This is a genomic window from Paraburkholderia bryophila, from assembly GCF_003269035.1.
GTDB lineage: Bacteria > Pseudomonadota > Gammaproteobacteria > Burkholderiales > Burkholderiaceae > Paraburkholderia > Paraburkholderia bryophila.
Genome location: NZ_QLTK01000030.1, coordinates 67,399 through 84,933, shown reverse-complemented (window position 1 = coordinate 84,933; position 17,535 = coordinate 67,399). Strand labels below are relative to the sequence as shown.

The window sequence follows — 17,535 nt, the reverse complement described above, 5'->3', positions numbered from 1 at the left end:
TAGAAAAACGCCTTGTCCCAAGGTACCGCGATTACTCCGCCCGGCCCGTTGTGCCGGAAGGCGTACACCATTCGCGTCTGGCGATTGAAGCGCACCGCCTTGTGCCTGTAGTTGAAGCAATCGCGGAGCAGTATCACAACCGTGAGCACGCAGCACAGCACCGTAATCACGGTGAAGACCCACATGCCGGCGCTGAACATCCCCTGTTCGCCGTTCCTGACCATGGCCGGCGTGTCGACAATCGCACTCTGAGCGGCTTCCACAGTGAGGAAAGCAAATGCCGGGAAACAAAGCAGGAAGGCAAGAAGGCCCCAGCCAACCTGCGAGTAAGAAGCGTCGCAGACTTCGAGATAAATATCGTTCATCCCGAACACGGTGTATGCGTCGGCGGCGTCATCAACGACGGGCTTGTGAACTTCAATGCGCCGTGCGACCTCTTCTTCGGTGAGTGGCCGGTTGATTTGAATCTTCGTCAGATAATCGTACGCCATGGTGCCTCGTTTATGATGCGCGGCCGCGACGCGCAGCGTCGAGAGAGCAACCAGAATATTGTCACGCTCTCTTGACCAGATGCCAGGTCACCCAATGTACTTTCTTCTCACCCAGGTTATCTGTGACCATCAGGTCCGGCATCACCGTTCCTGCGGCTATGTGAATAGACGAATCTTCGTATTTTTCTGCACGCCACACTCCAGAGACTGGACAGATGTCTCCCGTCTTTACATCTGGAACATCAGCCAGCTCGGCGGTCGTTTCTTCGGGCTTCGCGTCCAGGAAATACTGCGACTCGTCCGGAATGACCCCGTCCTTATATCGTGTGTCCTCCCACAAAAGGCGCCAGGCTGTGCCGTCGACGGTGGTGCGGGAAGTGGTCGCATCGAAGCCTTTCAGATTTGGGGCAGTCGTCTTGGCAACGAGATAGTTGAAGCAGCCATTGTTTGAGAACGTTTTGGCGCCCATGGGAAGAACCCCAAGCATTTTGCTCTGCTCGACGGTAACTGGCTCCCAGATGCCGTCGCAAGGTACCTGCTGGCCAGAAAAGATAATCGGGCCGGGTGCCTTCGGCAACTCGGGGAGCGTGTCGGGAAAGTTCGGGTAGCTCAACTCATAAAACTGATATCTATATCGGTCGACGTCGAGGAGAAGCACTGGAGAACGTAGTTGCGCAAGGTTGTCATTGACCTGCGCGACTTCCAGGGGAGCATGCTCCATCTGAAATTCGGAAGCACGCATCAATTTTGCAAGCACGTCGACCTTGGCTGGGTAGGGTGCTACCTGCGCGCCCCGGTCCCAGCAGGCCCAATCAGTGTAGAAGTTCTTCGTAAGATGGTCGTATCTGTCGAGTGCGCGGTTGAATGCTTCACCATCGCGCCAGATAAACCGGTATCCACGTGCGAGTTCAATCAAGCCTTTGTCATAAAGGCCCAGGACTTCATAAATGGTCGCCAGGTTGTCCGCCGGCATCTGCTCGGGCTGAGTGGAGGGCCATGTCTTCACTGCCGTTTCGTATGCCGTCGCGAACACGGCAAAGGCCTCACGCTTTGTCTGCCAAAGGGTGAAGCTTGTTAGCCTCTGCAGCAGCCAGAAAACTTTGCGCCGCGTGATGTCATCTTTCATGTCGTACTGATTCATCGTTTCCGTCGCTAATCCGTGTGAGGTTAGTGTCTGCCGGTATGGTCTCTGGATTGCTCCAGACCGCTACTTTTTTTGCACTTCCTCTTCGCCAAGTTGTCGTGTCCTGGCTGCGTTAGCAGCACTCTCTTCAACTTTGCTGTATCCATGTACTTTTTCAACGTCTTGCCAGTTCGTTTTGAAGAAGTCTACCCGGATGCCTTCAATAACCTCCGATAGATGTACGTCTTTGTCCGCCGCCTTGAGTTTCTCCCCAATGGTCGTTATTTCTTCCGCCAATTTGCCGAAGTTAGCGACGAGCTGTTCTCCTCCACCTTCCAGGTACTGAATGGGTTCCCTAGTGCCATATTGCTCCGCAATCTTGCCTTGCCACGCCTTGACGTTAGGCATGAGCTCGGCAAAGTTGTTGGGCAGATGCACAACTACCAGAAAACCATTCCCGTTCCACGTATCGAGGACCGCCGAGCGCGTTCGCCATTCTTCCGCATTTTTTGGAGCATCACCGACACCCCAGTAGGCGATTTCCCGTCCGCCCGCTGAGCTCCCCTTCTCGTAGGTAGCTAGCTCCGACTTTTTACCAAATGCGCGATATAGCGTTTTGCCTGCCAGTTGGTCCGCTTTAACGGCGGTGATTTCCCCATGAAACGACCCCACGTCGAGATACACCTCGTCCTTGCCGAACACAGGCATCGTTCCTTTCTTCGCAAGAATATTCGGCCAGCCGTCCTCTATCTTTGGTTCATACTTGGCTTTTACTCTCGCTTCCGCTTCAGTACCATCAGCGGCACACTCGGCAGAACAATATCGCCCTTTTCGAATCTCCCGGGCGACCTTCCTTTCTTCAAGATAGGCCTCCGCTTCACGCTTGACCTTCGGCATGCCCCCGGTCGCTATCTCGTGGATTTCGCCGTTATACACTGCATTTTGAAGAACCTTCAGCTTCGCGTTAAGCTCCGTCAAAGCTTGCGGAACCATCTTGTCGGCAAGCTCTGGCAAGGCCTGAAAACCGCCCGAAATTCCTTCTAGCTGTAACCGCCATTCGTTTGGCAACAGCTTACCTACCTGTGCGTCGAGGGCCTTCTGGATGGCACGACGTATGGTCGAGCAGAAATCCTTGATTTTCGAAATGATTTCCGATTGGTACCTGGTCACATCAAGTGCCTTCAGCCATTTCGGAGCATCACCATGTCCCATCCGGTTGAGAAACTCGATAACCTCGCAAAGCAGCTTCTCGTCCTTGGCAACATCTCCTGCGACGCGCAAGGCCAGCCGTCCCACACCCTTGATAACTCCACCTACTACTGGAATGAGAGCGAATGCAAGAATCACCAGGAGAACCCATTCCATGACTTGCTGCCGTTTCCTTGGGTCTGCGCTCATCCCGATACTGACCGCTAGCAGGTCACGGACGGCAGTTACGTCGCCCAAGAGAGGAATCATTCCGATGGCCGCATCGGTGATAATCTGGCTGATAGTCTGTTTTTCGTTGAACGCACCCTGCATCGTGCCCCAGCACCATTGCCCGACCTGCAGAGATGTCTGTTTGAAATCTTCCAAGCTCCAGCTCATTCTCACGCTCCCCCATGCTTTTGAATCAGCGAATCGAGGTCGGCGTCGGACAGTTGCTCGCCTTTGAAGTCTGGATTAGCAGTCCGGTCTTTGCGTGCGTATGAGCGCGCGTCCGGTCCAAGCTCGACCTTGACTGGTCCCACGGGCACGTCTTTAAGATTCATCCGCCCCTGTGCATCAAGTGCACCTTGGCGCGTACTGCCGTCAGATAGCGTTGCCACGTATTTCGCTCCCTGAACCGGTTCATCGTCGTGATAGAGGTACTGCATCGCGGCGTCGTATTTCGACGTTGGCAGCGCTGGCAGAGGATAGGTGGTGCTGGCGGGTCCGTTGAACGAATGCTGGCTGCCTTTTATGTCGATATTCCCGGGCGCATGAATTTCAATGTTGCCACCCGCAATGCGAATGTATGCGCCGCCGGAGGTCAACAGGATTTCCTGGTTCGCTGCTGCCTCGATTTTCTCCGTGGCGGACAGCAATCGAAGTGTCTTCTGTGCTGTCAGTTCGATGTTGTCCGAATGCGCCTGAATCTCAACCTTGCCCTTCGCCGCAAACAGTTTCATGCCGGCGTTCTGGACGAAGAGGCTGATACGTTGCGCGACGCTTGCGACCAGTGATTTGCCTGTCGCTATATGCGTGTTTTGCCCGCTGAAGATATTCACCTGCTGGTCGGCCGCAATATGCGTAGAGCGTGGGGTCGACAGCGCAATGCCTGCCGGGCTCCCGAACAGCATCACAGGCTCCTTGAAGGCATTGGCGTTGCCAGTGCCCCCGCCAGCGGTGTTTCCTCCTGACGACGTTCCGGAAACGCTGTTTTGTGTCGCATCGGTGAACGCTTTCAGCGAATCGCGCCCATCCGTCAGGCTTTCAGCCTGATGCGTCTCGCTGGCGCCTGACAACGCCTCCATGACGCTCTCGGAATTGATGAGTTGCTGCTGGGTGTCACGAACGTCGAGCGGCTGGCTCGACGACCCGTTCGCCGGGTGCGTTGAAACATACAAACCATGAGCCGCGCGAACGGCGCCGTAAGCGTCGGACTTCAGGTCAAACCCGCTTCCCAGATACGACCCACGGTTGTTGCCCGCCTGGTCTATGAGGTAGCCGAGATGCAGATGCGCGTTCGTACTGGTCGAATACAACTGGACCCGGTTCTGGCCGGTTGCATCGTCCATCACCATCTGGTTGTATCCAGCGCCGCCGTACTCCTTCGACTTGTACCCAGATAACAGTCCGTTTGAGTGCCAGTGCGGTGACTTGTCAGAATTGAAGACCCGACCGGTAACGATGGGCCGCTCGCAATCACCGTCGAGGAATGAAACGATGACCTCTTCACCGATTCGCGGTACATGAACACCGCCGTAAGCACCGCCCGTGTCGGAGTAGGCCACACGAACCCAGCAGGAAGCGTTTTCATTACCGCTATTCAGACGGTCCCAGTGAAACTGGACCTTTATGCGATTCAGCTCATCCGTGTAAACCTCGGCATTGGTCGGTCCGGCGACCGTAGCGGTCTGCAGGTTCATCACTGGCTTGACGTGCTCGAGCGGGCTGCGGAATGGAACCGTTCGACGCTGGGTCTCGACCTCAACCAGATAAAAACCTTCGCCCCCGTCGACATGGGTCACAACGAACGCGGCTGCGACGCCTGCATGCGCTGCGCGCACTTGCTTGAGCTCTGTCTTGAGGCTATGCGGCAAATCTGCCGCGGCCGAGACCGGCAGATTGTTTTCGATATACCAGCGGGCCTCAATAACCGCAAACTGCCGCTGCTGTTGGGCGTCCCGGTCATGTTCGGGATGACCCTGAAGTTCGAACCACTTCCCGGTATCGATGTTTCGTACGCCACCGACGGCCGTGAAGCGCTTCGCCCGCGACTCCCATTCCTCCATCCGGATTTTGGACAGGTGGTCGCCGCGGTCCTGATTCAGATGCGTGTACGCGCCAGTGTATTCATACACCTCAGCCTGGGCGGGAAGATTCCCATGTGTCGACAAGGTGGGCACGTTGGTTGACTTGTCGTCGCCAGGGGACTTGTAGTCGAATGTTTTCGTAGACAACGACGAACTATGCAGCGTGCGCGAGCCTGACCATTGGACCCATGCGTCAGACGACGTATTCGTGCCCGCTCGAGAGAATTGCACGGTTTCCGGTTCGATTGGCTTCAGCGAATACACATCGTCGGTTACAACCAGCGTGTGCGACTTACCGTCGTCGCCTTGCTCGAAATAACCAAACAGGCCCTCCGATTCCATCAAACGATGGCAGAAATTCCAGTCGTCTTCGTATTGAACGCAAAACGACCGCGGCGGCAGCGGCTTTTGTAGTTCAAAGCGGAATGCACCTTGAGCCTGAGGATGGCCGTTGAACACGGCAGTGAGAATCTCGTCGACCGTTTGGTCCTGAAAAACGCGAGCATCCTTGCGGAATTTCAGGAAGTGCATCCATGACGAAAATCCAAGCTGAAAGCTTGTTAGCCCGCCATCCGAACCAAGACGGCGCGCAGTATGGACATATCCGTGGTGCGGCAAATAAGATGCATTGGTCTGCTGCACCCATAATGTGACGGGCTGCGCAATCAATTTCTTGAGTTCAATAGCCGTCGTTGTCGAAACGACATCCACTGTGAATTCGTAGTGGCGACCGAGCCGCGCGCGAGCCACAACCCGCTGTGGCAACACGACATTGTTGCCCAACGGTGTGTCCAGCTTCAAAAGCCGGCTCTGTTGAACGAGCCCCCCGGAAATTGCCGTGATTATGTCCTGCGCACCCATACCGCCTCTTCTTATTGATGACAGCGCAGACGCGCTCCGCGCGATTTTACAAAATTTCAGATGAAACTCACAGCATAGAAATGTTAAACATCGTAGCTTCCTGCATTCGTTATTCGAAGTGGTATGAATTTGAAGATTTAATGATTTTCGCCGCAAATTTTGTCATAAAAAAATAAAAATGAGATTGGGCAGCCCCGTATAGAATCTCGCCGAAAATCAGGAAACTCTGTTTTATGCAATATGAATGGAAAAAAGTTGAATCGACACGCGCCCGGAAGAATGCATGCGACCAAAGCCGCGTTGTTGCCACAAACGGCCAAGTCTGCCCGGACACAATCACTGCGCCACCATCTTGCGCTGGAAGCATTGATGGCCGGACGTGGAAACGGCCAACTACTGACCGACCTTATCCGCGTGGTCTACGTTACCTGGTACCTTCAGTTGGCGGGTTTCCGTGCGACCGACCTGGAAATCTACCAGGAAGCTGAACGGGCGTTGGCTCGCTGCGGCGCCCGCGGCATGGAGGAGAACATCTGGAAGATTGACCAGTCTGACGCAATGGCAATCGAGCATGTACTCGCGCTTCATGACTGGCAACTGGAGCACGCCCCCGTCAGCGCGATGCTCGACGCACAGAAGCGGCTCACGCGCTTCGCACAAAGCAGCAAGGTGTCGCCGTGGCAACAAATCGATGCGTGAGAGTCGGTGACCATCGGGCTCGCAACCCGCGAGAGCGCCGCTGTGTTCTTACGAGACAAACAACCTGCGAACTGTAGGTAAGCGGCCGATATCGGCGGCGACTCAATTTTGTACTTTCCGGCACGTACTTCCGAACGCGGTGACCGCCACTGCATGGAGTCGCTGCAGCGCATCCGGCGCAGCGCGAAGTTGGGCCCCCTCACGCCGACAGCCCGCCGCGTCAATCGTGTCGAACCACGCGACAGTCGGCTCGCCGGTCTCTCTCATGCGGGAGTTCCGACCGGCCGGCGCGTCATTCGCGGTGACGTCGCGTCGCCGCGAACACTCGCGGTGCGCACATCATCAGCGTGAATTCCTCGCAGTGGCGCCGTCGTCTCGCGGCTATTCCTATTGGTGTGATTCAAGCCATGCGAGCACATCAGCAGCATTCCTGTCGGGAGGGAACACCGGATAGAAGACGTGTTCCACTACCCCGTCGTTAATAATCATGGTAAGACGCTTCAGCAAAGTCATGCCTGCTACCTCGAACTTTGGCAGACGCAGCGACCTCGTCAAGGTCAAGCGCTCATCCGAAAGTATCGGGAACGGCAGGCGCAGACGCTCCACGGCTTCCCGCTGATACGGAGTGTCCTGCGTCGACAGGGCGAAGAGGTGACTAGCGCCGGCCGCGCGGATAGACGACGCGTGGTTCCGAAACGCGCAGGACTGCGGCGTACAACCCGCGGCCCCGGGAATTGCGACCCAGCCTTCCGGCAAAGCAACATCTGGATGCTTCTTCCACGGGTACGCATACACGACGGTTCGACCTGCCAACGCGGACAGGTCGACAGGCTCTCCACTGGTGGACATCAAGACAACGCTTGGCAAACGAAATCCTGCCAGGTGATTCGCGGCGCAGTCATAAGTCGGGGCCGGCAACGCCGACCAGTCAAGGGAAAACGCGTCATTCATCTGCTCTCTCCGTAAGTTGGCTGACAGACGGAGGCGCCACCACAAAACAAAAGGCCCCAACCGTTGCCGGCGGGACCTTGTGGCTTTTGATGCTGCAAAGACTTCTAAAGCGCACGCCCTCCCGGCCCCTTGCCCAGATGGGCATGTGCCGGTCGATGATGATTCGCGACAGTGATGGGCGTGCGGTTATGCATGAAACGGAGTGTGTCGTGGTTGCATTAGTCTGTCAATCGGAAGCGCTCGCACGCCGGGCGCGGATTCTGTCATGTACACGCCGAAAGAGGGGGGGCCATCAAACCTGTACCTTCGGGGGAACACCGCCCAAACGGGTCTCTAATATAGTCACCCTCGCGTGCCGACAATTGAAATCCCGCCTCAAGCCAGCAGTTCACGCGCGCATTTCCAGGTCGAGCCGCGACCGCTAGTAAAATCGGCGCATGGAAAATGACGGGGTGAATCATCATGCCTGCAGGCGGCGCCTCGTGCGCGATGACGCTGATGGCCGGAAAGAGGCCCGTCGGCTGTCGCTCAGTGCTGGAAGTAATTCAAGCCGAGCGCATCTTTGTTTTTCCTCTGAAGTTCAAAGGCAACACTTTGGATATCGTCGCCATGTCGCGAACTTGAACGGCGGGAGATGTAGCCAAACAATGCCGACTGACCGACAGCAGCCCATCCTTGAGCTTTCGTTTTGCCCGGCACCTTCAGTGCCTAACCTTCCAACCCGGCATCCCCGCGTTGCTTCAACTGAACCACCTCGGCCAAGGTCATTGCTCCGAGGAGCTGCGCTCGCGCCGCCTTTGCGTTGGCTTCGCCCATTGCGATTGCACGGGAGTTCCATCGATAGGCCTCAAGTCGGTCCACTGTCACCCCGAGTCCTTCAGCGTACAACTGAGCAATACTCAAATTCGCCACGCTGACAACATCCGCGGCCTTCTTGAACCAGTTCATTGCCTCGGCGTAGTTGACCGTCACGCCGTAACCGCATTTGTAGACGACACCGATGTTATTCATCGCGTATTTGTCGCCTCTGGCCGCCTCTTCGATAAACATTCGAAGAGCCCTTGGGTAGTCTTTTTCGACGCCGATGCCTTGCAGGTAGCAAATCGAAGGGGCTTCCTTTTGTTCGGCTGGGGCTGTCGTAGCCGCTTGCACCGGAATCTGGGTAGCAACAGCCGGCGCAGGGCGCGGGGGAGGCGGCTTGGTTTGCTTGGGGGGCGCGGCCGGCGACGCGATGTTCCTGCGGACGAGCAGGCCCTCGTCAAGCCACTGGCCAATGCTCATTGGCTCCTCGTGTATAGCCACGATGCGGCCGTGCTTGCGCTCAAAGTGCCCCGCGCTCACCTCTATATCCCTCGTATCCATCAAGGTGAAGATTGGATTGCGTACGTGTAGCCATTGCTCTCGGGGCCATCCGATACCCAAGTCCTTCATCGCAATTGCCAACAGATTTAGCTGCGTGACCCTCGGAAACGCGTCGAACGCCTCCGCCAACTGATGGTCCTCAAGGTTCTTGTACTCCCAACCTCGACGGAGAACGGTACCGAGAGAAAGAACAACCTCGGGGCGCCTCGCGGCGGGCAAGCTCCGCAGGACAATTTCTGCCAGGTGGGCGTTGTGGGCGCAAGCATGGCCCTCTCCACCAAAAAGCATGTTTTTCAGAAAAGACATGGCACCGTCCCCGACTGTTCTGTGTTATGGGCGCCACTCAGTGTACCGCGACGTTTTGCGTGATGCACGCACGAACCCTCCAGTTCCTTCAGGGACTCTTACTTTGCGGCTGATTCCTTGCACTGCGTACGACCCACTCTACTGCGTGGGTCAATGTCGCACTTCGGCTCATATCCACGTACAGATGCATTGCGGACGTTTCGCTGACGATGCTGATTCACATCCTTTTACTTAAGAATTCTGGATTGAAGCCGTTACGAGGAGAACGCAATCAAGCACGAGCGAAGCGGTGGGCGCGTGCCGAAGTAGGCGTTTCACATTGCCAGCGCAATCGAGGAAGAGGAAATGATTTATATCGGTTTTGTTCTGCAGGCTAGTCTTCTGGGCATTTGTACGTGGAACTTTTTTGACGACAGGATGGGTAGAACGCCGTTACGGGTGGCCAGTGTCGGCTTGCTACTTTGCGTCGCCGGCATAGGTCTCGGCGCATCCATTGCGAATTTCGAAGGAATCGGGCTGTTCAGCAATGAACATAGTCAGCTCGAACTGGTGAGCCAGTTGATAAACGTCGGCATCACAGCTGCTGGAGGAAACGTGCTCGCGTCAGGCCTTGTCTTGCGCGCGGATTTGGCGAATCAACGAGCTATCCTAGATGCCAGACAACGCCTTCAAGATGCCCGCGTCACAATTGCCGAACTACTTCGGGACCACAAGCATCTCGCATTAGAAGAAAGTTTTAACAGTCCGGAAAGTATCTCCAAACGCTCTTCCGCAATCTGGAATCTCATCGAGAACGCCACAGACGACTATCGTGACGCGAACGAGCTGCTAAGGAAAGTGGGCTTGGAGGAAAGCGCTCGCCCGTATCCTCAACGCAAACGAAACCCGTCAGGACGGCGGATTTGAATCGAAGGCAGGCTGTACCAACGGTGACCATTCTCGACACTTGAGTCCGTGCGACCTGCTCACGTGTGCTGAGCACGATTGCCTGCCCAATGTGCCCACCCCGCAACGCAGCCGAATGCGGGAAGAAACTTACGGAGCCATCATGTGCACTTAGATTGGCGGTCCCTGTCATCAAAAATCGCACGGAGCGCTGCCAAATCCAGTACATCCAAGCGTGCGCCAACATTGCTTCAGTGCTGACCGGCGTTCAAAAGCACCCAAATTTGCTGCGTCGGCAAGCCGGCAAGTATTCGCGCAAACGCCGCGCGGCACCGAACACAGGTGTAGTGCTGTTCTACTCGCTCCTCCTTCACCACACCGACACTGGTGAGCGTGAGGTCTTGGTGCGCAGACTCAGCGGCCGTCTTCCCGTAGAGGTCGGCGCAGCGCGCGCAGGGTTGAATCCAAATGTCCATTCGTGAATTGTCAATAATTGCATGCGTTCATGCAGCCAATCGATGTTCATAGAAAGGCCGGTCCCTGTCGTCGAGAATCGCGTGCAGCGCCGCCAAGTCGGACGCATTTGGATTGAGCCATCGGTCGATGTTTTCCGGCTTAATTGGGACGATGCATCGGTCATGTCCGGCGGCCGCAACCTCTGGCGGTGGCTCGTCAGTGATTGCAGCAAATGACAGGAGGTCCGGCTCGCCAGGCGCACTCCAACGCGACCACAAGCAGGCGACTAGCATGTCGTGAGCGGGGTTGGGTTTGAACTCAAGTACCACATTCTCGTCTTTCTCGCCTTCTGCTAGCACGCGGCCCTCCATCTTTGCGCGGCTGACATTCTCGTAGAAAGCGTTGACGACAAGAATGCCGTGCGAGTACCCAAACAGGGGGCGCCAGAAACCTTCGAGGTTGTCGCGCCGAGCGTTTTAGACCCCGGGGAATTTGACGTCATACGATGCCGGTTTGCCTGCAATGCGGCATTGATAACGCATCGGCTTAATGACGCGTTGGCCGTCTTCCATCACCATGACGGGCGCATAGTGCCCGGGGAATATGCGTGAATCGCGGGCCTTGGGCTCAGTCCGCTGAATGTCCTCAAGCTTGCCACGGGTCCACTCGATTTTATCGGTGGCGATTCGCTGGCTTTCGGCGGCCGCCTTCGTGACCTTCGTCTGAAGTGTTCGTTCGGCGTCGGCCAGTCGCTTGCGCTGCTTGAAAAGGTCTTGCTCGAGCTTCGACGTCTGTTCGGCGTTGAACTTTTCGATGAGAGCCTTGATTTCTCGCTCGGCTTCGGTCTGGGGCTGAGCGAACGCGTCCTCCATCGCCTTCGGCACCTTTGCCTTGCTGATTCCCTCTGCTCGCTCGAAGAACAGGCGTGCGAACTCGTGAATGTCCATCAGAGCGCCGAAAGTGCGCACGAACTTCCTGTAGTCCGCCAGAATCTGAGCCGAGTAGCACATGGACGCCTCCGTTTCCTGCTCCCATGATACGCATTCTCCGCGGCAAGGCGACCGCAACGAATATGCGGTTTGGATGACGGGCCGCGTGAAACTTTAGTCGGTATTCAGTTGCCAAAGAACAAGTGGTCGCTCGGATATCCGGATATGACAAGCGTGCTGCTGGTAGATGACGACGCGGAAGCCCTTGCAGCATGGGAGGCGAACTGTATCGCAGACGGATTTCAAGTGAGGACGGCGAGCAACGGCAAGTCAGCGTTGGCAATGTTCATCGAATCCCCTGTAGACATAGTGGTGGCCGACTGGCGCATGCCGGTGATGTCGGGAAGCGAACTCTGTCACCGATTGCGCACTCTCCCCGGATTAGCTGACGTTACTTTCATACTGGTTTCCGGAGAACCCAGCCCGCCAGCCTTCATCAGCTACGACGGTTTTCTTCGCAAGCCCGTAGATGGGCAAATTTTACTGACCACGATGCGACGGCTGCTGACAGAACACGCAACCCATCGAGAGCAACGGCGCGGCGGAACAACGTAGTCATACGACCGTCCGCATGCTGCGCATGAAACGAGCCCAACCCCAGTTCGTGACAGGGAGGCGCTCACATTGCGGTGCCGCGTCAGCAAAAATTCCTGCTGACTGTCGTCAGACTACCCAGCAGAGATGACATGTCGACAAGCCGCTGCGCGACCAGATGTCGAACCTCTCCTTGACACTGCCAGGTCCCGTACACCGCCAGTAGAGATGCGCCCAGCGCCTCTTTGCGCTGTTTCTCAAAGAGGCTCGGCCAGATGATTACATTCACGTTGCCCGTCTCGTCTTCCAAAGTAACGAAAAGCACGCCCTTTGCTGTGCCGGGGCGCTGCCTCACAGTAACGAGCCCGCAGCCTCGTGCGAGTCGCCCGTCGCGATATGTCCGCAGCGTCGAAGCCGGCATCAGGCGGTTTGCAAGCAACTGCGGCCGCAGCAGTTCAAGCGGATGCCGGCCTAGTGTCAGTCCAACTGACCGATAGTCCGCGACGATATCGTGAGCTTCTGTCGGCGCGCCGAGTTCGGGAGTTTCGTCCTCAACGGTTGCTGCAGCGAGCATATCCTTGTCCGGAACGGCAGCGACGGACTGCCATAGCGCTTCACGACGATTGCCGGCAAGCAGGGCCAATGCGTTGGCGTCAGCGAGTACGTGAAGGTCCTTCCGGTCAAGTTGTGCGCGTCGAGCCATGTCTTTGACGCTCTCGAAGGACCGAACCGCGCGTGCGTTCTCAATGCGTTCCGCAGCGCCGTCCTTCATACCGCGAAGCAAGGACAAGCCGAGCCGCACTGCTGGTCGCCCAATGTCGACGAGCTTGACCAATGCTGAGTCCCAACCGCTCACGGTCACATCAACTGGCAGGACCTTGACTCCATGTCGCTGTGCATCCTGCACGAGCTGTGATGGTGAATAGAAGCCCATGGGCTGCGAGTTCAACATGGCTGCAAGAAACGCCTCTGGCTCGTGGCACTTCAGCCAGCTGCTCGCATAGACGAGCAATGCGAAACTGGCCGCGTGACTCTCTGGAAAGCCATATTCACCAAAACCTTTAATCTGCTCGAAGATACCCTCAGCGAAAGCCAGGTCGTAGCCGCGCTCCTGCATCCCGTTTACGATGCGGTCGTAGTATTTTTCGAGGCCGCCCTTGCGCTTCCACGCGGCCATCGCGCGACGCAGTTGGTCAGCCTCGCCGGCGGTGAAGCCCGCGGCTAGAATTGCAACCTGCATCACCTGCTCCTGAAAAATCGGAATGCCAAGAGTCCTGCCCAAGGCGGTCTTCAGTGCTTCGCTCGGATAGGTTACTGGCTCGAATCCCTGACGGCGCTGCAGATAGGGATGCACTGCACCGCCCTGAATCGGACCGGGCCGGACAATGGCGACTTCGATGACGAGGTCGTAGAACGTACGAGGTTGCATCCGCGGCAGCATCGACATCTGGGCACGCGATTCAATCTGGAAAACGCCGACAGTATCGGCAGCCGAAATCATCTTGTACGTCTTAGGGTCCTCCGCAGGTATGTCCTGCATTTCAAAACGCTCCCCCCGCTGCTCGGAGACGATATCGAGCGTGCGCCGGATAGCTGACAACATTCCAAGCGCAAGCACGTCGATTTTTAGAAGTCCTAGCGCTTCGAGGTCGTCCTTGTCCCATTCGATAACGCTGCGGTCAGCCATTGCCGCATTCTCGACCGGCACGAGTCGCGTGAGCTTGCCTCGGCTGATGACAAAACCGCCCGAGTGCTGTGACAGGTGGCGCGGGAATCCGAGTAACTGCGACGCCAGTTTCGCCCAAGCCTGGATAAGGGGTTTCTCCGGGTCAAGACCGGACTCGGCGAAGCGCTTGAGTAGGTCCTGACTCGTGTCGAACCAGTGATGGCTCTTCGCGACCAGGTCGACTATCTGCGGGTCAACGCCAAGCGCCTTGCCAGTTTCGCGCAACGCGCCGCGGGGGCGATACGTCGAAACGGCGGCAGCAATCGCAGCGCGGTCGCGACCGTATTTTTTGTAGATGTACTGGATGACCTCTTCGCGCCGTTGATGCTCGAAATCGACATCGATGTCTGGCGGCTCACCACGCTCTTTCGAGATGAAGCGCTCAAAAAGCATACTGCCTCGAGCTGGGTCGACCTCAGTGATTCCGAGGCAAAAGCAGACCGCGGAATTGGCAGCTGAGCCACGCCCCTGGCAAAGGATGTGCTGGCTGCGGGCAAAGCGCACGATGTCGTACACCGTGAGGAAGTACGCTTCATATTGAAGGTCCGCTATGAGGTCCAGTTCGTGCTCAATCTGCTCCTGGACCTTGTGCGGGATTCCCGACGGAAAGCGTCGTTGGGCACCGATGTACGTCTCTTGCCGCAGGTACGCCGTCGACGTGAAGCCAGCTGGCACCAATTCGTCTGGGTACTCGTAACGGAGCTCATCAAGAGAAAATGTGCAGCGGCAAGCGATATCAACCGTTGCGGCAAGTGCTTCGTCAGGATACAGATTCGCGAGTCTCAGCCGGGAGCGGAGATGTTGCTCAGCATTGGGCGCAAGGTCATAGCCGCATCCATGAACCGGCTTGCCAACCCTGATGGCCGTCATTGTGTCCTGCAGAGGCTTTCGCGAGCGCACATGCATGACAACGTTGCCAAGCGCGACAACGGGTACGTCCTGATTGCGGGCGACGAATTCCACCGCGCCCCGATGAATATCGTCCATGGCACGTTGGTGCATCACGAGACCTACCCAGGCCCGCCCAGTGAACGTGTCATCGAGCCACTCGACCTGTGCCGCGAGAACGTCTTCTTTCGCCGGAAAATCGGGCACGAGAATGGCAAGGCAATCTGGCATGCTGAGCAGATGCCGGTTTTCCTTGTCGGGTCGGGAAAGGTCCTGCGGAGTAAGACGATATTCCCCCTTCGGTGCACGCGTACGGGCTAGCGTAATCAGCTCGGACAAGTTGCCGTATCCCTCGCGATTTCTGGCCAGAAGTATCAGCCCGAACGTCGGCGAACCATCAGCGTTCGCCAGGCGGAAGTAAGAGCCAACGATAAATGGCAGCTTTGCTTTCTTCGCCGCAACGTGCGCGCGCACGACACCCGCCAACGAGCACTCATCGGTTACCGCCAGAGCTGAATAGCCCAGTTGCGCCGCACGCTCAGACAGCTCTTCTGCGTGAGAAGCACCGTGCAAAAACGTAAAGTTCGAAAAGCAGAAAAGCTCGGCATATGCCGGCAGCATGGTGAACGAGGAATCCATGGCGTGTCATCCGAACAGGCCGTGGAGAAACCACCGCTGGTCTTCTTCCGCCTCACGACTGCTGACGCGCTCACGGTAAATCCAGAAGCAGCTTTGGTCTTCGCCTTGCGCGACGAAATAGTCGCGTGTCACCAGTTCACCATCAAACCAGCCGGCTTCGATGCGTTCACCCGGCGACACCATGCGCAGCGGCGAACCGTAGAACGGCCGATGTTTTCGCATCAGCAGGCGCACGGGTTTTTCCAGCAGCCAGGTTGGCCGCGGAAGGCCCTCAGGCAGAGCGGTACCTTTAGACCGACTCGCAACGGGGACCCATCGATTTGCAATCTCAGGTCGGTAATCCGCAGTCGGTGCTGGCCGAAGTACGTTTTCTTCACCAAGTCGTGCGACCAGCAATTCGACTAGACGTGCGTGCTCCTCGGCCGAGCCACCAGGCTCCGGAAACAGGGTGTCCGATGCTGGTACCGCCGGTTGCACGTGCGATGCATCGAGTCGCAGCGCGATGACAGGCGCAGTCAGTTCAATCCTGCCAAGGCGTTCCTTGATGAGCCGTACAAGATGGTCCTCGCGCCATGTCGGCTCTCCCAGTGCAATTTCAATGGGTGTCGGCTCAATTGCCTGCCTGCCTCGCTCGTGCTCCAGCAAAAGCGTCGCGCCTGTGAGCGCCAGTTGCTTTGCGCATAACCAGCCACATAGCTGCACAATGAGGCGATGTGCGCCGAAGACCGCCGCTTCCGCATGCTCGATGCGGTCTGGCATTTCAATGCGCGCAGAAAACGTTGGAGGCAGTTCCAGCCAGTCAAACAGCTCGGGCGCCGTGCCGAAAGCCCGGTCCAGCGAATCGAGCAGGTGCTCTCCACAACGTCGCTGCAACCCGGCACGCGGTAGCCGTCGCACGTCTGCAATCGTCTCGCAACCAAGTCCTGTAAACCAGCCGGCGAACGGTCGCACTTCCAGTACTGAAAGCAGCGGCAATGCGGACAGTTGCCGTTCGAGCGAGTCGAGCTTGAGTACGCGCCGGTTCCGATGCTTCGCGAGCAGCCACGCGCCCTGACCAGTTGGTGCGGCACTTATCCGCGCGGTCAGTCCAATGGCTTCGAGTATCGCCTTCGCCAGCCGGCATACGGCAAGCAGTCCACCAAAAAGCCGAAGGCTTGCGCCGATGTCGACCACGACAACAGCCTCTTCGAGCACTGCGACATCGGGCGAGAACTGCATGAGCGCCACTGCCACTTCGCGTTGCGCGGCATGTTCACGGCCGAGGTCGCGCTCGTACGTCTCTACCTCCGGCGTGAGCGTCAACACACCGCCGCGCTTCATGCCGACCCGGACGCCCGCAGACCTGGCTACCCCGTCTGCGATGAGCACCTTGTCCCTGTCCAGGACCACGCAGCCGTGCGCGGGCTCAGGCAGCCACTTTGGTCGGAAGACCTCGAGTTGCAACCGGGGCAAGTGGACGGCGAGAAATACGCGCATGGTGCGAAAACAGGACAGGTGTTGGTTGAAGTGGGATGGACAGAGGCTCTGCGCGTGCTGGACCTCGTCGCTTCGTAATGTCGACGGTCAGACCGTCGCGTTCTGGCCGGAGCGCCAGTCGTAAAACTGCTGGAGAGGCATCCTGTGCTGACGCCAGTGGGCGGACCATGAAGAACAACGTTTCCGAAGACTGTGCTGCGAGATGCAGTCGCCGCAGCGACGAGGTCTGAACGTATTGCGTCCAGAACAGAAGCGCGCCGCAACTGCCGGCGCGAAGAATCTGCTCTGCTGCCCACAATGCGTCCGCTGTCTTCGAGGCCCGAATCTGTATCAGCTGCTCAGGGGAAAGGCCGATGTACTCAAGGCCAAGTCCGTTCGGAACATGCGGCGGCTGCACCATTGCGACCGGCCGCTTGCCCAGTTCGCTGAGCGCCGGACGAAGCAGCCGCATTTCACCCACGCCGGCCTGCTGGACCAGCAGGTCAACAAGCGCGCCGATGGGCCATCCGCCGCCGGGCAGCTCAGCCGACAGCGCTGGATATCCCGTGTCCACCGTACGGCCCCGGCCCCGCGCAAGCTGCGACGCCCGCCAAAGCGGCGGGTGTATTGCTTCCGGAATAGGGGACGGGACAGTCATTGGATTGCGGAAATA

11 protein-coding genes and 2 pseudogenes are annotated in these 17,535 nt (G+C 57.4%); 3 read left to right on the top strand and 10 right to left on the bottom strand.

Translation table 11 applies throughout. The features are described from left to right. The 4 genes and pseudogenes from BX591_RS29830 to BX591_RS29815 all read right to left on the bottom strand — a co-directional run. A pseudogene (locus tag BX591_RS29830) lies at nucleotides 1-491 on the bottom strand (DUF6708 domain-containing protein); the annotation flags it as partial. A 61-nt stretch (nucleotides 492-552) separates the two neighbouring features. Beyond that, entirely contained in the window at nucleotides 553-1,632 is a 1,080-nt protein-coding gene (locus BX591_RS29825) for an Imm72 family immunity protein (protein ID WP_111934903.1), read from the bottom strand. Nucleotides 1,633-1,698: 66 nt separating this feature from the next. Further along, complete coding sequence (locus BX591_RS29820; protein WP_244146833.1) at nucleotides 1,699-3,189, bottom strand: hypothetical protein; 1,491 nt, start codon at nucleotides 3,187-3,189, stop codon at nucleotides 1,699-1,701. A gap of 14 nt (nucleotides 3,190-3,203) precedes the next feature. Continuing rightward, the gene (locus BX591_RS29815) at nucleotides 3,204-5,972 is read right to left on the bottom strand and encodes a type VI secretion system Vgr family protein (RefSeq protein ID WP_111934901.1); all 2,769 of its coding nucleotides are present in this window, start codon (nucleotides 5,970-5,972) and stop codon (nucleotides 3,204-3,206) included. Between the two features lie 279 nt (nucleotides 5,973-6,251). On the opposite strand from BX591_RS29815, the gene BX591_RS29810 reads away from it, so the two are divergent. Beyond that, complete coding sequence (locus BX591_RS29810; RefSeq protein WP_244146832.1) at nucleotides 6,252-6,671, top strand: hypothetical protein; 420 nt, start codon at nucleotides 6,252-6,254, stop codon at nucleotides 6,669-6,671. Between the two features lie 387 nt (nucleotides 6,672-7,058). Here the strand turns inward: BX591_RS29810 and BX591_RS29805 are convergent, their stop codons facing one another. After that, nucleotides 7,059-7,622 (bottom strand): peroxiredoxin, encoded by a 564-nt coding sequence (locus tag BX591_RS29805; protein ID WP_111934899.1) that lies wholly within the window; start codon nucleotides 7,620-7,622, stop codon nucleotides 7,059-7,061. A 708-nt stretch (nucleotides 7,623-8,330) separates the two neighbouring features. Beyond that, on the bottom strand, nucleotides 8,331-9,290 hold the full coding sequence (locus BX591_RS29800; RefSeq protein WP_111934898.1) for a tetratricopeptide repeat protein: 960 nt from the start codon (nucleotides 9,288-9,290) through the stop codon (nucleotides 8,331-8,333). A gap of 345 nt (nucleotides 9,291-9,635) precedes the next feature. On the opposite strand from BX591_RS29800, the gene BX591_RS29795 reads away from it, so the two are divergent. Continuing rightward, on the top strand, nucleotides 9,636-10,196 hold the full coding sequence (locus BX591_RS29795; protein WP_111934897.1) for a hypothetical protein: 561 nt from the start codon (nucleotides 9,636-9,638) through the stop codon (nucleotides 10,194-10,196). 482 nt (nucleotides 10,197-10,678) lie between these two features. Here the strand turns inward: BX591_RS29795 and BX591_RS29785 are convergent. Further along, nucleotides 10,679-11,641 (bottom strand): annotated as a pseudogene (locus tag BX591_RS29785) (SOS response-associated peptidase family protein). Between the two features lie 144 nt (nucleotides 11,642-11,785). Between BX591_RS29785 and BX591_RS29780 the strand changes: the two are divergent. Further along, nucleotides 11,786-12,175 (top strand): response regulator, encoded by a 390-nt coding sequence (locus BX591_RS29780; protein ID WP_111934911.1) that lies wholly within the window; start codon nucleotides 11,786-11,788, stop codon nucleotides 12,173-12,175. An 82-nt stretch (nucleotides 12,176-12,257) separates the two neighbouring features. On the opposite strand, the gene BX591_RS29775 is transcribed toward BX591_RS29780, so the two are convergent. Genes BX591_RS29775 through imuA form a run of 3 tightly spaced genes read right to left on the bottom strand, consistent with a single transcriptional unit; the run spans nucleotide 12,258 to nucleotide 17,520 of the window. Continuing rightward, a complete protein-coding gene (locus BX591_RS29775; protein ID WP_111934895.1) occupies nucleotides 12,258-15,407 on the bottom strand; it encodes an error-prone DNA polymerase in 3,150 nt (1,049 codons plus the stop codon). Nucleotides 15,408-15,413: 6 nt separating this feature from the next. Next, entirely contained in the window at nucleotides 15,414-16,883 is a 1,470-nt protein-coding gene (locus tag BX591_RS29770) for a Y-family DNA polymerase (protein WP_176343012.1), read from the bottom strand. Next, nucleotides 16,813-17,520 carry a translesion DNA synthesis-associated protein ImuA gene (imuA, locus tag BX591_RS29765; RefSeq protein WP_111934893.1) on the bottom strand — a complete coding sequence of 236 codons (708 nt, stop codon included), beginning with the start codon at nucleotides 17,518-17,520 and terminating at the stop codon, nucleotides 16,813-16,815. The genes BX591_RS29770 and imuA overlap by 71 nt, the downstream gene beginning before the upstream one ends. Nucleotides 17,521-17,535: the final 15 nt, after the last annotated feature.

Excerpts from the sequence above, each read along its gene's own strand:
- BX591_RS29795 (WP_111934897.1), top strand. The coding sequence starts at position 9,636 with ATGATTTATATCGGTTTTGTTCTGCAGGCTAGTCTTCTGGGCATTTGT.
- BX591_RS29770 (WP_176343012.1), bottom strand. The coding sequence starts at position 16,883 with ATGCGCGTATTTCTCGCCGTCCACTTGCCCCGGTTGCAACTCGAGGTC.
- BX591_RS29780 (WP_111934911.1), top strand. The coding sequence starts at position 11,786 with ATGACAAGCGTGCTGCTGGTAGATGACGACGCGGAAGCCCTTGCAGCA.
- BX591_RS29825 (WP_111934903.1), bottom strand. The coding sequence starts at position 1,632 with ATGAATCAGTACGACATGAAAGATGACATCACGCGGCGCAAAGTTTTC.
- BX591_RS29775 (WP_111934895.1), bottom strand. The coding sequence starts at position 15,407 with ATGGATTCCTCGTTCACCATGCTGCCGGCATATGCCGAGCTTTTCTGC.
- BX591_RS29810 (WP_244146832.1), top strand. The coding sequence starts at position 6,252 with ATGCATGCGACCAAAGCCGCGTTGTTGCCACAAACGGCCAAGTCTGCC.
- BX591_RS29805 (WP_111934899.1), bottom strand. The coding sequence starts at position 7,622 with ATGAATGACGCGTTTTCCCTTGACTGGTCGGCGTTGCCGGCCCCGACT.
- BX591_RS29815 (WP_111934901.1), bottom strand. The coding sequence starts at position 5,972 with ATGGGTGCGCAGGACATAATCACGGCAATTTCCGGGGGGCTCGTTCAA.
- imuA (WP_111934893.1), bottom strand. The coding sequence starts at position 17,520 with ATGACTGTCCCGTCCCCTATTCCGGAAGCAATACACCCGCCGCTTTGG.
- BX591_RS29800 (WP_111934898.1), bottom strand. The coding sequence starts at position 9,290 with ATGTCTTTTCTGAAAAACATGCTTTTTGGTGGAGAGGGCCATGCTTGC.